General features: G+C 75.7%; 1 protein-coding gene (running past one end of the window). It reads left to right on the top strand.

Features of this window, described 5'->3' with window-relative positions; all coding sequences use genetic code 11:
• On the top strand, nt 1–16,741 hold the 3' portion of the coding sequence (locus ABD296_RS00040) for a non-ribosomal peptide synthase/polyketide synthase (protein ID WP_344259883.1). Its footprint begins 11,570 nt before the window's first position; 16,741 of the gene's 28,311 nt are visible here — the last part of the coding sequence; its start codon lies beyond the left edge, outside the window; the stop codon is at nt 16,739–16,741.

Below are 16,741 nucleotides of genomic sequence, written 5' to 3'. Positions count from 1 at the left end.
CGCGCCCGTCCTCGACCTGCCGACCGACCGGCCGCGCCCGCCGGTCCGGTCCGCCGCGGGAGGGATCGTCGAGTTCGAGCTGCCGGAGGACGTCGTCGCCCGGCTGCGCGCGTTCGGCACCGACACCGGCGCGACGATGTTCATGACCCTGCTGTCGGCCTTCGCGATCGTGCTCGGACGGCACGCGGGCGGCGACGACATCGTGCTCGGCACCCCGGTCGCCAACCGGAACCGGGCGGAGATCGAGCAGCTGATCGGCTTCTTCGTCAACACCCTGGTGCTGCGCGTCGACCTCGCGGGCGACCCCACGTTCGGCGAGCTCGTCGGCCGGGTGCGCCGGGACGCGCTGGACGCCTACGCCCACCAGGACGTGCCGTTCGAGCGGCTGGTGGACGAGTTGCAGCCCGAACGGGACCGGTCGCGGCACCCGCTCTTCCAGGTGATGTTCAGCGTGGACCGGGTGGGCGACACCCCGGCGGCGCTGGAGGGCCTGCGCACCGAGCCCATGCCCTTCGGCGCGGCCGTCGCCCGCTTCGACCTGACCCTGCTGCTCGGCGACGCCATGCGCGAGATCGGCGGGCATCTCGAATACAGCACCGAGCTGTTCGACCACGCCACCGCCGAGCGCCTGGTGGGCCACCTGCGGGCCGTGCTGGCCGCCGTGTCGGCCGACCCGCACCGCCACCTGTCGGAGATCTCCGTCCTGCCCGAGACCGAACGCGCCGAGCTGGTCCGCTGGAGCGGCACCGCGGCCCCGGCCTCGGCTCCGGCTCCGGCCTCCGAACCCGGCGGCGTGCACGAAATGGTCCGGGAGCATGCCCGGCTGCGCCCGGACGACGTCGCGGTGGTCTGCGGTGACGCGTCGCTGACCTACCGCGAGCTCGACGAGCGGTCCGACCTGCTGGCACGCCGCCTGCGCGCGCTGGGCGTGGGCCCGGAGACCGTGGTGGGCCTCTGCCTGCCGCGCGGGCTGGACCTGGCCGTCGCCCCGCTGGCGGTGTGGAAGGCGGGCGGCGCGTACCTGCCGCTCGATCCGGAGTACCCGGCCGAACGGCTGGCGTTCATGCTGGCCGACAGCGGCGCCGCCGTGCTGGTCGCCCATCGCGCCGCGACCGCGCTCGACCCCGGGATCAGCACGGTCTGGCTGGACGCGCCGGGGCCCGAGGACGCGAAGGAGCTGTGGCCCGCGAAGGAGCCCCTGCCCGCGCCGGAGATCCGCCCCGGCCAGGCCGCCTACGTCATCTACACCTCCGGCTCCACCGGGCGGCCCAAGGGCGTCGTCGTCCCGCACGCCAACCTGCTGCGCCTGCTGCGGTCGACCGAGCCCTGGTTCGGGTTCGGCCCCTCGGACGTGTGGACGCTGTTCCACTCGTTCGCCTTCGACTTCTCGGTGTGGGAGATGTGGGGCGCGCTGGCGTACGGCGGCCGGCTGGTCGTGGTGCCGTTCGAGGTGTCCAGGTCGCCCGCCGACTTCCTGCGGCTGCTGGCCGCCGAACGGGTGACGGTGCTCAACCAGACGCCGACGGCGTTCGCCGCGCTGACGGCGGCGGACGGCGAGGACGCCGGGGACGTGGACGGGGGCGGCCGCGACCTGGTCCTGCGCTATGTGATCTTCGGTGGCGAGGCGCTCGACCCGGTCCGGCTGGCGCCCTGGTACGCGCGGTCTGCGGACGGGGCCCCGGTCCTGGTCAACATGTACGGCATCACCGAGACGACCGTGCACGTCACCTACGCGCCGCTCGACGCGGCCACCGCCGCCGCGGGCGGGCCCGGCGTCATCGGCGTCGGCATCCCGGACCTGCGGGTGTACGTCCTGGACGCGGTCATGGGCCTGAGCCCGGCCGGGGTGCCCGGCGAGCTGTACGTCGGGGGCGCCGGGGTGGCCCGGGGCTATGCGGGGCGTCCGGACCTGACGGCGGAGCGGTTCGTGCCCGATCCGTTCGCGGGCGACGGCTCGCGGCTCTACCGGACCGGCGACCGGGCCCGCCGGCGCGCGGACGGGACCCTGGAGTTCCTGGGCCGCGCCGACTCCCAGGTCAAGATCCGCGGCTTCCGCATCGAACCCGGCGAGGTCGAGGCGGCGCTGGCCGCGCACCCGGCCGTCTCGGCCGCCGTGGTCGCTGCGGCCGGCGACGCGGGCACCGGACCACGCCTGGTCGCCTACCTGGTCCCGGCCGACCCCGCCGCCGGGGTCCCCGGCACGGCGGAGTTGCGCGAGCGGCTCCGCACGACGCTGCCCGACCACATGATCCCGGCGGTGTTCGCCGAGCTGTCGGAGCTGCCGCAGACCGCGAGCGGCAAGCTCGACCGGGCGGCGCTGCCCGACCCAGGCTCCCTCACCACGTCCGCCGCGGCCGTCTTCACCGCTCCGCGCACCCGGGCGGAGCGCATCCTCGCCGAGGTCTGGGCGGAGGTGCTCCGCCGCGACCGGGTCGGCACGGCCGACAACTTCTTCGAGGCCGGCGGCGACTCCATCCTGGTCATCCAGATGGTCGCGCGGGCCCGGGCGCGCGGCCTGCACGTCACGCCCGCCGAGGCGTTCGAACGGCAGACCGTCGAGGCGCTGGCCGCCGTGGCCGGGTTCGAGGCGACGGCCGACGCCGAGCAGGGGCCGGTGACCGGCCCGGTGCCGCTCACCCCGATCCTGCACTGGTTCCTGGAGAACCGGCGCGCCGAACACGACCACTACAACCAGTCCGTCGTGCTCCAGGCGGCCGGGCCGCTCGGCGCCGGGCCGCTGCGCCGCGCGCTCACCGCGCTGACCAGGCACCACGACGCGCTGCGGCTCCGGCTCACCCCCGACGGGACCGCCGTGATCGGGTCGCCGGACGACGAGGACGTCCTGGAGACCGTCGACCTCGGCGGGCTGGACGCCGAGGCGGCCGAGGCCCGGATGCGGGAGCGCGGCGCGAGCGTCCAGCGGAGCCTGAGCCTCACCGAGGGGCCGCTGCTGCGCTGCGTGCTGTTCGAGGCCGCACCGCTGGAGGACGGCGGACGCGGCACGCTCCTGCTGGTGGTCGTGCACCACGTGGCCTTCGACGGCGTCTCCTGGCGCATCTTCCTGGACGACCTCCGGATCGCCTGCGCCCAGGCCGCCCGCGGTGAGCGCATCGAGCTGCCCGCGAAGACCACGTCCTACCCGCGCTGGGCGCGGGCCCTGCACGACCTCGCCGCCGACGAGGGCCTCGCGGCCGAGGCCGCCTACTGGCAGGCGGTGACCGGCAACGCGGGCGAGGTGCCCCGCGATCACCCGGACGGCGAGAACGACCTGGCCTCGGCCGAGACCCTCGACGCCGGGCTGGACGCCGACCTGACGGCGCGGCTGCTCGAACGCGTGCCCGCCGCCTACCGCACCCGGATCAACGACGTGCTGCTGGCGGCGCTCGGCGCGGCGCTCGGCGAGTGGGCCGGCCGTCCGCTGCTGGTCGACCTGGAGTCGCACGGGCGGGAGGACCTCGGCCCGGCGATCGACGTGTCCCGCACGGTCGGCTGGTTCACCTCCATCCACCCGGTCGCCCCGCACGGCCCGGCCGCCGACCCCGCCTCGCTGATCAAGGGCGTGAAGGAACAGCTGCGCGCGGTCCCGCGCGGCGGCATCGGCTACGGCGTGCTCCGCCACCTGGCCCGCACGCTCCCCGGCCATCCACCGGCCGGCGTGAGCTTCAACTACCTCGGCCGGGTGGACGAGGGGGCGCCCGACGACGGCGGGTTCCGGCTGCTGCCCTGGACGCTGGGCCCCGAACGGTCGGACGCGGGCGGCCGGACCCACCTCATCGAGGTCAACTGCCTGGTCATCGACGGCCGCCTGGAACTGTCGTGGACGTTCTCCCCGAACGTCCACGACCGGGCCACCGTCGACCGGCTCGCCGGCCGCTACACGGAGGTGCTGACCCGGCTGATCGAGCACTGCTCCCGGCCCGGGGTGCGCGGCGCCACGCCGTCGGACTTCCCGCTCGCCGGCCTCGGGCAGCGCTCCCTCGACCGGCTGCTCGACCGCGTCGGCGTGCCCGTCGGCGACCTCTACCCGCTCACGGCCATGCAGCAGGGCATGCTGTTCCACACGTTGCTCGCCCCCGGGTCGGGGGTCTACCTCGTCCAGCGCGGGCTGGTGTTCGGCGACGACCTGGACGAGACCGCGCTGGCCCGGGCCTGGCGGTACGTGATGTCCCGGCACGCCGTGCTGCGCGGCCGCGTCGTCCACGACGGCGTTCCCGAGCCCCTCTTCGTGGTCCCGGACGAGGCGGACCCCGCGCTGGAGGTCCACGACCTGCGCGGGGCCGGTGACCGGGCCGCGGCGGTGGAGGCCTGGGCCGCCTCCGACCGCACCCGCGGCGTCGACCTCGCGGGCTCGTCGCTGATGCGGGTGTCGGTGCTGCGCCTCGGACCGCACGAGAGCCAGGTCGTGTGGACCTACCATCACCTGCTGCTCGACGGCTGGAGCGCGCCGATCGTTCATGACGAGCTGCTCGACGCCTACCGGGCGTACGCGGCGGGCGGCGAGCCCGCGCACGCGCCGGTCCGCCCGTTCCGCGACTTCGTGGCCTGGCTGGACCGGCAGGACCCGGCCGAGGCCGAGCGGTACTGGCGCGACCGGCTCGCCGGGCTCGCGGGCGCGACGCCGCCGGCCGTCGACCGGGCCACCGGCGACCACGGCCGCGCGGTCCACCGCACGCGGCTGCCCGCCGAGACCGCCGCCGCCCTCGCGGGCCTGGCGCGCGAACGCCGGCTGACGCTCAACACCCTCATGCAGGGGGCATGGGCGCTGTTGCTGTCGCGCTACAGCGGCGAGGACGACGTGGTCTTCGGCGTCACGACCTCGGGCAGGCCCGAGGACCTCGCGGGCGTGGAGACGATGGTCGGCACGTTCATCAACACCACGCCGTTGCGCACCCGGATCGATCCGACGCGGCCGATGCTGGACTGGCTCGCCGAGCTCCAGGCCGAGCAGATCCGGGCGCGCAGGCACGAGCACACCCCGCTCGTGCGCGTCCAGGGCTGGTCCGGTGTCGCTCCGCTGTTCCACAGCCTCCTGCTGTTCGAGAACTACCCCTCGGCCGGTCCGCCGCCCGAGGACGAAGGGCCAGGGGGAGCGGCGGGCGACGGTCTCCGCGTCTCGACCGGCCTGGAACGAGAGCAGGACAACTACCCGCTCACCGTCATCGCGGCCCCCGACGGCGACGAGCTGATCGTCGGCGCCTCGTACGACCGGTCCCGCTTCGACCGGGCCACGATCGAGCGGCTCGTCGGGCACCTCACCGGGATCCTCGGCCGCGTCGCCGCCGACCCCGCCATCGCGGTCGCGGACGCCGGGGCGCCGTCCGCCGCCGAGCTGCGCCAGGTCGTCGAGGACTGGAACGCCACCGGCCGGGACCTGCCCGCGGCGGGCGGCGTCGACGAGCTGATCGGCGCGCGCGCGGCCGCCGCCCCCGACGCGATCGCCGTGGAGTGCGGCGATGACCGCCTCTCCTACCGGGAACTGGACGAACGGTCGAACCGGCTCGCCCATCACCTGCGGGCGAGCGGGGTGGGGCCCGAGTCGGTCGTCGGCATCCGGCTGGAACGCGGTGCCGGCCTGGTCGTGGCCGCGCTCGGCATCTGGAAGGCCGGGGCCGCCTACCTTCCGCTCGACCCGGGCTTCCCGGCCGAACGGCTCGCCCGCATGACCGCGGACGCGGGCGTCTCGGTGGTCGTCGGGGAGACGCTGGACCCGGACGACCCGGCCGTCGCGGCGAGGCCCGCGACGCGGCCGGCCGCCCCGGGGCCGTCCGGCCGCCTGGCGTACGTGATCTACACGTCCGGGTCGACCGGACGCCCCAAGGGCGTCGCCGTCGCCCACGACCAGATGGTCAACCTCCTGTTGTCGATGCAGGAGGAGCCCGGCCTGGCCGCGGACGACGTGCTGCTGGCGGTGACCACGTTCGGGTTCGACATCGCCGGGCTGGAGCTGTTCCTGCCGCTGGTGGCGGGCGCCCGGCTGGTGATCGCCGACCGGGACACGGCCCGGTCCCCGGCACTGCTGGCCGCCGCGATCCGGCGGTGCGGCGCCACGGTCGTGCAGGCGACCCCGGCCACCTGGCGGATGCTGGTCGACGACGGCTGGCAGGGCGCGCCCGGACTGCGGGCCCTGTGCGGCGGCGAGGCCCTTCCCGTCCCGCTGGCCGAGGCGGTGATCGAGCGCACCGGGGAGCTGTGGAACCTCTACGGCCCGACCGAGACCACGATCTGGTCGACGGTGCGCCCGATCGCGGCGGGCGGCGGCGTCGATCTGGGCGGGCCGATCGGCAACACCCGGGTGTACGTGCTGGACGCGGAGCTGCGGCCGCTGCCGGTGGGCGTGCCGGGCGAGCTGTTCATCGGCGGCGCGGGAGTCGCCCGCGGCTACGCGGGGCGGCCCGACCTGACCGCCGAGCGGTTCGTGCCCGACCCGTTCGTCGCGGACGGGACGCGCCTCTACCGGACCGGCGACCGGGTGCGGTGGGCGGCCGGCGGCACCCTGGAGTTCCTCGGCCGGGCCGACGACCAGGTGAAGGTGCGCGGGTTCCGGATCGAGCCGGGCGAGATCGAGGCCGCGCTCCGGGCGCATCCCGCGGTGGCCGCGGCGGTCGTGGCCGCGCACGGCGCGGAGGCCGACCGGCGGCTCGTGGCGTATCTGGTGCCCGCCGACCCGGGGCGGGGCGTGCCCGCCGCGGGCGAGCTCCGTGACCACGTGGCGGAGAGCCTCCCCGGCCACATGGTCCCGGCCCTCTTCCTGACGATCGACGCCGTTCCGCTCACCCCGAACGGCAAGACCGACCGGGCCGCGCTGCCCGATCCGGACCCGGCCGCGCGCGTCGCGGCGTCCGGGACGTACGTCCCGCCGCGCACTCCGGCCGAGGAGCTCCTGGCCGGAATCTGGGCCGAGGTGCTGGGCGTCGACCGGGTCGGCGTCACCGACGGCTTCTTCGAGCTCGGCGGGCATTCGCTGCTGGCCACCCGGGTCGCCTCCCGGGTGCGATCGGTCCTCGGCGTCGAGGTGCCGCTGGCCGTCCTCTTCGACCGGCCGACGGTCGCGGGCCTGGCCGAGGCGATCTCCACCGGTGGCGAGCGCCCGTCCGTCCCGCCCGTCACGGCGAGGGCGCGGCCGGCGCAACCGCCGCTGTCGTTCGCCCAGCAGCGGCTGTGGTTCCTGGCGCAGCTGGAGCCGGAGTCGGCCGAGTACAACCTCCCCCTCGCGCTCCGCCTTACCGGAGACCTCGACGCCGCCGCCCTCCGCGGTGCGCTGGAGGCGGTCGCGGCGCGGCACGAAGTGCTGCGGACCCGGCTGGTCGCGGACGCCGAGGGCGTCGCCCACCAGGTGATCGACCCGCGACCGGCGATGGACCTGCCGGTCACCGACCTGACCGGCGAGCCCGATGCGGTGGCCGCGGCGCGCGCCCTGGCGGCCGGGGACGCGGTGACGCCGTTCGACCTGGCGGCCGGGCCGCCGCTGCGGGCCAGGCTGCTGCGGCTCGGCGCCGGGGAGCACGTGCTGTGCCTCTGCCTGCACCACGTCGCCGCGGACGAGTGGTCGGCGCGGATCCTGCTGCGCGAGCTGTCGGCCGCCTACGACGCGCTGCGCGCCGGCCGCCCGTCTCCTCTTGAGCCGCTGCCGGTGCAGTACGCCGACTATGCGGTCTGGCAGCGGGAGTGGCTGAGCGGGGACGTGCTGGAGGGCCAGCTGGAGTACTGGCGGGACCGGCTCGCCGGCGCGCCGGTGCTGGACCTGCCGGCCGACCGGCCGCGCCCGCCCGTACGGTCGGGCCGGGGCGCGCTCGTCGAGTTCGCGGTGCCCGCGGACGTCGCGGCGGGCCTGCGGGCGGTGGGGAACGAGGCCGGCGCGACGATGTTCATGACCGTGTTCGCGGCGTTCGCGGTGCTGCTGGGCCGCTACGGCGGTCAGGACGACATCGCGGTGGGCACGCCGATCGCGGGCCGCAACCGTGCCGAGCTGGAGGACCTGATCGGGTTCTTCGTCAACACGCTCGTGCTGCGGACCGACCTGTCGGGCGACCCGGTCTTCACCGATCTGCTGGCCCAGGTGCGCGGCCACGCCCTCGCCGCGTACGCCAACCAGGACCTTCCGTTCGAGCGGCTCGTCGATGCCCTGGTCACCGATCGGGACCGGTCGCGCACCCCGCTCTTCCAGGTCCTCTTCAACTACCTCGGGCCCGCGCAGCGCGGCGGCGAGGCCGGGGACGACGCGCTCGGCGGCGCGGAGACGCTCGCGCGCGGCGGGCCGCTGCCGGTCAAGTACGACCTGTCGGTGCTGCTGGACGAGCCGGGCGACGGCGGCCTCGCGGGGGCGATCGAGTACAGCACCGAGCTCTTCGACGCCGCCACGATCGAGCGCCTGGCCGGTCATTTCGGCACGTTGCTGGCGGCGGTCGCCGCCGGCCCCGGCCGCCGGCTGTCGGAGCTGCCGCTGCTCACCGCGGCCGAACTCGCCGAGCAGGCGGCCTGGAACGACACCGCGGCGGCCGTCCCGGCGCGTTCCGTCCCCGAGCTGATCGCCGAGCGGAGCGCCGACCGGGCGGACGTCACGGCAGTGGTCAGCGGCACCGCGGAGCTCACCTACGCCGAGGTCGACGCCCGCGCCGAACGGCTGGCGCACCTCCTGCGCGCCGCCGGAGTCGGCGCCGAAACGGTCGTCGGCCTGTGCGTCGCGCGCGGCGCCGAGATGGTCGTGGCGGCCCTGGCGGTGTGGAAGGCGGGCGGCGCGTACCTGCCCCTGGACCCCGACCATCCGTCGGACCGGCTCGCCTACATGCTCGCCGACAGCGGCGCCTCGCTGCTCATCGGCCATCGCACGGCCGTCCCCGCCGGGCTCCCCGAGACCGTGCCGGCCCTGTGGCTGGACGATCCCGAGACGGCCGCGGCGATCGAGACGGGACCCGTGACCGCGGTCGGCGTGCGGCCGCACCCCGCGCAGACCGCGTACGTCATCTACACCTCGGGCTCGACCGGGCGGCCCAAGGGCGTCGTCGTGACGCACCGCAACCTCGCGGGCTTCCTGACCGCGATGGCGGACCGCCCGGGTCTCACGGGCGACGACGTCGTCCTCGCCGTCACCACGCTCGGTTTCGACATCGCCGGGCTGGAGCTGTGGCTGCCGCTGCTCCAGGGCGCCCGGCTCGTGATCGCCGACCGGGAGACGGCGCGTTCGGCGGCCGGGCTGGCAGCCGAGATCGACCGCCGTTCGGTGAGCGTGCTGCAGGCCACGCCGGCCACCTGGCAGCTCCTCGTCGCGGGCGGCTGGACGGGATCGGCCGGGCTGCGCGCGCTGTGCGGCGGCGAGGCACTGCCCGAACGGCTCGCCGGGCAGCTGCTGGAGCGGGTCGCGGCGGTCTGGAACATGTACGGGCCGACCGAGACCACGATCTGGTCGACCTGCCGGCGGCTGACCCCGGGCGGCGGGGTCGGCCTCGGCGACCCGATCGCCAACACCACGGCGCACGTGCTGGACGAGCACCTGCGGCCCGTCCCGGCGGGCGTGCCGGGCGAGCTGTTCATCGGCGGCGCCGGGGTCGCGCGCGGTTACCGCGGCCGGCCGGACCTCACCGGCGAACGGTTCGTCGCCGATCCGTTCGCCGCCGACGGCTCGCGGCTCTACCGGACCGGCGACCGGGTCCGCCGGCGGCGCGACGGGGGACTGGAGTTCCTGGGCCGGGCCGACCAGCAGGTGAAGGTCCGCGGGTCCCGGATCGAGCCCGGCGAGATCGAGGCCCTGCTGACCGCGCATCCCCGGATCGGCGCGGCCGTGGTCGTCGCCGACGGGGAAGGGGGCGACCGGCGCCTGGTAGCCCACCTGGTCGCGGCCGACGCGGCGGCGGGCGTCCCGTCCCCCGCCGAACTGCGCGACCTGCTCGCCGCGGCGCTGCCCGCCTCCATGATCCCGGCCGTCTACACGGAGCTGTCGGAGATCCCGCTCACCCCCAACGGCAAGATCGACCGGGCGGCCCTCCCGGCGCCCGGCGGGGCCCGCGCCGGGACGGCCGGCGAGCACGTGCCGCCGCGGACCGCCACCGAGGACCTGCTGGCCGGCATCTGGGCCGGGCTGCTCGGCCTGGACCGGGTCGGCGCCACCGACGACTTCTTCGAGCTGGGCGGGCACTCCCTGCTCGCCACCCAGGTCGTCACCAGGGTCCGCACGGCGTTCGGCGTCGAGCTCGCGGTGGCGGCCCTCTTCGACCATCCGACCGTCGCGGGCCTGGCCGCGGTGGTCGAGTCGGCCGCCCCCGGCGCCACCGCGCCGCCGGTCGTCCCGGCCGATCGTTCACGCCCGCTGCCGCTGTCGTTCGCCCAGCGGCGGCTGTGGTTCCTGTCGCGCCTCGAGCCGGAGTCGGCCGAGTACAGCCTCCCGTTCGCCCTGCGGCTGTCCGGCGAGCTCGACGTGCGGGCGCTCGGCGGCGCGCTGGACATGCTCGTGGAACGCCACGAGGTGCTGCGCACCCGCCTCGTGGCGGGGACCGGCGAGGAGCCCCGCCAGGTGATCGACCCGCCGTCCGGCGTCCGGCTGCCGATCGTCGACCTCACTGGCGCGGACGACCCGGACGGCGCCGCGCGCGAGCGCGTCGCGGCGGACGCGCTGGAACCGTTCGACCTGGCGGCCGGGCCGCTCCTGCGCGCCGTGCTCTACCGGCTCGGACCGGGCGAGCACCTGCTCGGCCTCGTGATGCACCACGTCGTCTCGGACGAATGGTCGATCGAGGTGCTGCGCCGCGAGCTGCTGAGCCTGTACGAGGCGCTGCGCGACCGCGCGCCCTTCCCGCTGGAGCCGCTGCCCGTCCAGTACGCGGACTTCGCGGTGTGGCAGCGGGAGTGGCTGAGCGGCGACGCGCTGCGGGGACAGCTGGCGTACTGGCGGGACCGGCTCGCCGGGGTCCCGGTCCTGGACCTGCCGACCGACCGACCGCGCCCGCCCGTGCGTTCCGGCGCGGGCGCCCTCGCCGAGTTCGAGGTGCCCGCGGCCCTCACCGCGCGGCTGCGCGAGGTGGCGCGCGAGAACGGCGTGACCATGTTCATGGCGTTGCAGGCCGCGTTCGCCGTCCTGCTCGCCCGCCACAGCGGCCAGGACGACATCGCGATGGGCACCCCGGCCGCCGGTCGCGACCGGGCCGAGACCGAGGGCCTGATCGGGTTCTTCGTCAACACACTGGTCCTGCGCACCGACCTGTCCGGCGATCCCGGCTTCCGGGAGCTCCTGGGCCGGGTGCGGTCCGGGGCCCTCGCGGCCTACGCGCACCAGGACCTGCCGTTCGAACGGCTCGTGGACGAGCTCGCCGTGGACCGCGACCGGTCCCGGACGCCGCTCTTCCAAGTCATGTTCAACTACGCGCGCAGATGGGGCGGCGGAACGGCCGGTCCGGGCGGTCCGGGCGGGATGCGGGCGGTGGAGACGGGGATCGGACGCCGGACGACGCTGTTCGACCTGACCCTCACCATCATCGACGGCGAGGACGGGCTCTTCGGCGGCCTCGAATACGCCACCGACCTGTTCGACGCGGCCACCGTGGATCGGATGGCCGCCCACCTGATCGGCCTCCTGGAGGAGGTGACCACGTCGGTCGACCGGCCGCTGTCCGCGCTCGCGATGCTGGCGGAGGACGAGCGGCGCGAGCTGGTCGAGTCGTGGGGCCTCGGCGCGGACCAACCGGCGCCGGTCGCGGCGAGCGTGCATGAGTTGATCGCCGCCCGTGCCTCGGAGCGTCCCGATGCGCCTGCCGTGGTCGTGCCCGGTGGTGCCTCCCTGACCCACGCCGAGTTGCGCGAACGGTCGGACCGGCTGGCACACCACCTGCGTGCCGTCGTTGGAGTGGGCCCGGAGTCGGTCGTGGGGCTGCTGCTGCCGCGCGATGTGGACCTTGTCGTGGCGATGCTGGCGGTGTGGAAGGCGGGCGGCGCGTGCCTGCCGCTGGACACCGACGACCCGGCCGAACGCCTCGCCCACCTGCTGTCCGACAGCGGGGCGTCGGTGCTCGTCGGCCATCGCGCCTTGGCGGCCGGGTTCCCCGATGGCCGTCCGGAGGTATGGCTGGACGATCCGGAGACGGCGCGCCGCATCGCGGCCGCCCCGGCCTCACCGCCCGGTGGCGTGACGTCGCCCGGCCAGGCCGCCGCGGTCATCTACACCTCGGGCTCGACCGGACGCCCGAAGGGCACGCTGGTCACCCACGAGTCGCTGGTGGGCGTCTTCCATGCCTGGGCGGCAACGCACTTCCCCGGCGAGGACGGCCCGGACGAGCCGAGGCCCTTCCGCTGGATGTCGCTGACCAGCGTCGGCTTCGACGTGTTCACCGGAGACGTCGTGCGCGCATTGTGCGCGGGCGGCACGCTGGTACTCGGCCGGGTCGGGCTGCAGCTGTCGGCCGCCGGCTGGGCCGAGGCCCTTGCCGTCCACCGCGTCAACGCGCTGGAGTGCGCGCCGCGGTTCGCCGACGACCTGATCGACCATCTCGACCGTACCGGGACGACCCTGGAGGCGCTGCGGCTGCTCGTCGTCACCACCGACGTGTGGCGCACGGCCGCTGCCGCGCGCGCCCGCGGCGTCCTCGGCTCCGGCGTCCGGGTGCTGACCGCGTACGGCGTCACCGAGACCACCATCGACTCCACCTACGGCGAACTGGACGGACTCGTCTCCGTCCAGGACGGCCCGGTGCCGATCGGCCGGCCTCTGCCCGGCGTGCGGCTGTACGTGCTCGACGCCGCCCTGAACCCGGTGCCCGCCGGTGTGCCGGGGGAGCTGCACATCTCCGGCCACGGGGTGTCGCGCGGCTACCTGGGGCGGCCCGCCCTGACCGCCGGGCGTTTCGTCGCCGACCCGTTCCGCGCCGACGGCTCCCGCCTCTACCGGACGGGCGACCGCGTGCGGTGGCGGGCGGACGGAGCCCTGGAGTTCCTCGGCCGCCTCGACGACCAGGTGAAGCTGCGCGGCTTCCGGATCGAGCCGGGCGAGATCGAGCACGTTCTCGCCGGCCATCCGGCGGTCGCGACGGCCGTGGTGGTGCCGGACGGCACGGGCGCGGACCGGCGGCTGGTCGCCTACCTGGTCCCGGCGAGCCCGGCGGACGCGGTCCCGGCCGCGCCCGAGCTCCGCGCGCACCTGCGGACCCTCCTGCCCGACCACATGATCCCGGCGGTCTTCGTCGAGATCGACGCCGTCCCGTTCACTGCCAACGGGAAGATCGACCGGGCCGCCCTGCCCGCGCCGGACGGCTCCCGCCCCGAGCTGGGCAGCGCCTTCGTGGAGCCCGGCACGGCGACCGAGGAAGTGCTCGCCGGGATCTGGGCCGAGGTGCTGGGCGTCGACCGGGTCGGCGTCACCGACGACTTCTTCGAGCTGGGCGGGCACTCGCTGCTGGCCACCCGGGTGATCTCCTGGGTGCGCTCGGTCCTCGGCTTCGAGGTCCCGCTCGCCGCGCTCTTCGACCGGCCGACCGTCGCGGGGCTGGCCGCGACGATCGAGACGCGGCCGCGGACCGCGATCGCGCCGCCGGTCACCGCCGCCGACCGCACGCGGCGCCTGCCGCTGTCGTTCGGGCAGCAGCGGCTGTGGTTCCTGGCGCAGCTCGAACCCGGCTCGATCGAGTACAACGTGCCGATGTCGCTGCGGCTCACCGGCGACCTCGACCCGGATGCTCTGCGGGACGCGCTGCGCGCCGTCGCCGACCGGCACGAAACGCTCCGGACGCGACTGGTGGCGGGCCCCGACGGCGTGCCGTACCAGGTGATCGACCCGTCCTCGAAGATCGAGCCGACGGTCGTGGACGCCTCGGCGGACACCGATCCGGCGGAGACCGCGCGGGAACTGCTGGCGCGTGACGCGGCACGGCCGTTCGATCTGGCCCGCGGGCCGCTGCTGCGCGCGACCCTGGTGCGGACCGGCCCGGCCGAGCACGTGCTGGGCCTCTGCGTCCACCACGTGGTGATGGACGAGTGGTCCGCGCGGATTCTGCTGCGCGAGCTGTCGGCCGCGTACGAGGCGCTGGCGGGCGGCGGGGAACCGGCTCTGAAGCCCCTGCCGGTGCAGTACGCCGACTTCGCGGTCTGGCAGCGCGACCGGCTGACCGGGGACGTCCTGGAGGGACAGTTCGCCTACTGGCGGGACCGGCTCGCGGACGTTCCGGCGCTGGACCTGCCGACCGACCGGCCGCGGCCCGTGACGCGTTCGTCCGCGGGCGGCCTGGTCGAGTTCGAGCTGCCCGAGGAGCTGGCGGAGGCGCTGCGCGGGGTGAGCCGGGCGTCCGGGACGACGATGTTCATGACGGTGTTCGCGGCGTTCGCGGCGTTGCTGGGCCGCTACAGCGGTCAGCCGGATGTCGCGGTGGGTACGCCGATCGCGGGCCGCAACCGTGCCGAGGTGGAGGATCTGATCGGGTTCTTCGTCAACACGCTGGTGCTGCGGACCGATCTGTCGGGCGACCCGGCGTTCACCGATCTGCTGGCCCAGGTGCGTGGCCACGCCCTGGCCGCGTACGCCAACCAGGATGTGCCGTTCGAGCAGCTCGTCGACGCCCTGGTCACCGATCGGGACCGGTCGCGGACCCCGCTCTTCCAGGTGCTCTTCAATTACGAGACGGCCGGCGCGGAGGACGGGACGGGCGCGTTCGGCGGCCTGGCGGCCTCGGGCGGCGGCGACATCTCGGTGGTCACCACGCTGTTCGACCTGACCCTCAGCATCACCGAGACCGCCGGCCGCGGCCTCGCGGGCGGCGTCGAGTACAGCGCCGACCTGTTCGACGGGCCGACGGCGCGGCGGCTCGCCGGGCACCTGGTCACGTTGCTGGAGGCGGTGGCGGCCGACCCCGGGCGACACCTGTCGGAGCTGCCGATGCTGACGGCGGACGAACACGCGGAGCTCGCGATCCCGGCGGACCCGCCCGTGGCGATCCCGGCGGCCGGCGTCCACGAGCTGGTGTCCCGGCGGGCGGCGGCATGCCCGGACGCAACGGCCGTGGTCTGCGGCGGGGAATCGCTGACCTACGCGGAACTGGAGGCGCGGTCGAACCGGCTCGCGCACCACCTGCGCGACAGCGGGGTGGGCGCCGAGACCGTGGTCGGCCTGTGCATGGAACGCGGCGCCGACACGGTGGTGGCGGTGCTGGCCGTGTGGAAGGCCGGGGGAGCGTACCTGCCGCTCGACCCCGAGTATCCGGTGGACCGGCTGGAGTTCATGCTGGCCGACAGCGGCGCCTCGCTGCTCGTCGGGCACCGGGCCGCAGCGCCGCTGCGCCCCGAGGCCGCGGCCGTCTGGCTGGACGACGCGGAGGTCGCGGCGGCGCTCGCGGCGCGGCCGCCGGTCGCGCCGCAGGCCGGTCCGGTGCCGCCGGGCCAGGCCGCCGCGGTCATCTACACCTCGGGTTCGACGGGACGGCCGAAGGGCGTCCTGATGACCCACGGCTCGCTGGCGGGCGTCTACGCGGGCTGGACGCGGACGCAGTTCGGGCCCGAGGACGGGCACCGCTGGCTGACGCTGACCAGCTTCAGCTTCGACGTCTTCACCGGCGACCTCGTCCGGGCGCTGTGCTCGGGCGGGACGCTGGTCATGGGCGAGGTGGGCCTGCAGCTGTCGGCGCCCGGCTGGGCGTCCGTGCTCGCGGGGGAGCGGATCAACGCCCTGGAGTGCGCGCCGCGCTACGCCGACGAACTGGTCGCGCACCTGAGGGACACCGGCGCCGCGCTGCCCGAGCTCCGGCTGCTGGTGGTCACCACCGACGTCTGGCATACCGCGGCCGCCCGGGAGGCGGCGCGCGTGCTGGGCCCGGCGGTGCGGGTCCTGACCGCGTACGGGGTCACCGAGGCCACCATCGACTCCACCTGCGGCGAGCCGGCCGATCCCGGAGACGGGGAGGACGGGCCCGCGCCGATCGGGAGGCCGCTGCCCACCGTCCGGCTGCACGTCCTCGACCCGCACCTGCGACCCGTCCCGGCCGGCGTTCCCGGCGAGCTGTTCATCGGCGGCGCCGGGGTGACGCGCGGCTACGGAGGCCGCCCGGACCTGACCGCCGCGGGGTTCGTCGCCGACCCGTTCGCCGCCGACGGCTCCCGGCTCTACCGGACGGGCGACCGGGTGCGGCGGCGCGCCGACGGGCGGCTGGAGTTCCTGGGCCGCGCCGACGACCAGGTGAAGGTGCGCGGGTTCCGGGTCGAGCCCGGCGAGATCGAGCACGTCCTCGCGACGCATCCCGCCGTGGGCGGCGCCGTGGTGGTCGCCGAGGGCGCGGCCGCGGACGGGCGGCTGGTGGCGTACCTGCTGCCCGCCGGGCCGGCCGAGGGCGTCCCGTCGGCGGGCCAGGCGCGCGAGTTCCTGCGCGACCGGCTGCCCGACCACATGATCCCGTCGGTGTTCATGGAGCTGGAGGCCGTGCCGCTCACGCCGAACGGCAAGCTCGACCGGGCGGCGCTGCCCGCGCCGGACGGCGCCCGGCCCGGCCCGGAGGGCTCGTTCACCGAGCCGCGGACCGCGACCGAACGGCGGCTGGCCGCGATCTGGGCCGAGGTGCTCGGCGTGGACGCGGTCGGGACGTCCGACGACTTCTTCGAACTCGGCGGGCACTCGCTGCTGGCCACCCAGGTCGCCAGCCGGGTCCGCGAGGCGTTCGGGGTCGGGCTGCCGCTGGCGGTGCTGTTCGACCGGCCGACCATCGCCGAGCTCGCCCCGGCCGTCTCCGGAACGCCCGCCGAGGGCGGGGAGGACTCGGGCGAGTTCGAGGAATTCGAGTTCTGA

It is taken from the genome of Actinomadura napierensis (assembly GCF_039529375.1).
In the GTDB taxonomy this organism is placed as follows: Bacteria; Actinomycetota; Actinomycetes; order Streptosporangiales; family Streptosporangiaceae; genus Spirillospora; species Spirillospora napierensis.
Note: the sequence above shows the minus strand (reverse complement) of the source record. Positions and strands in the feature narration are given on the sequence as shown.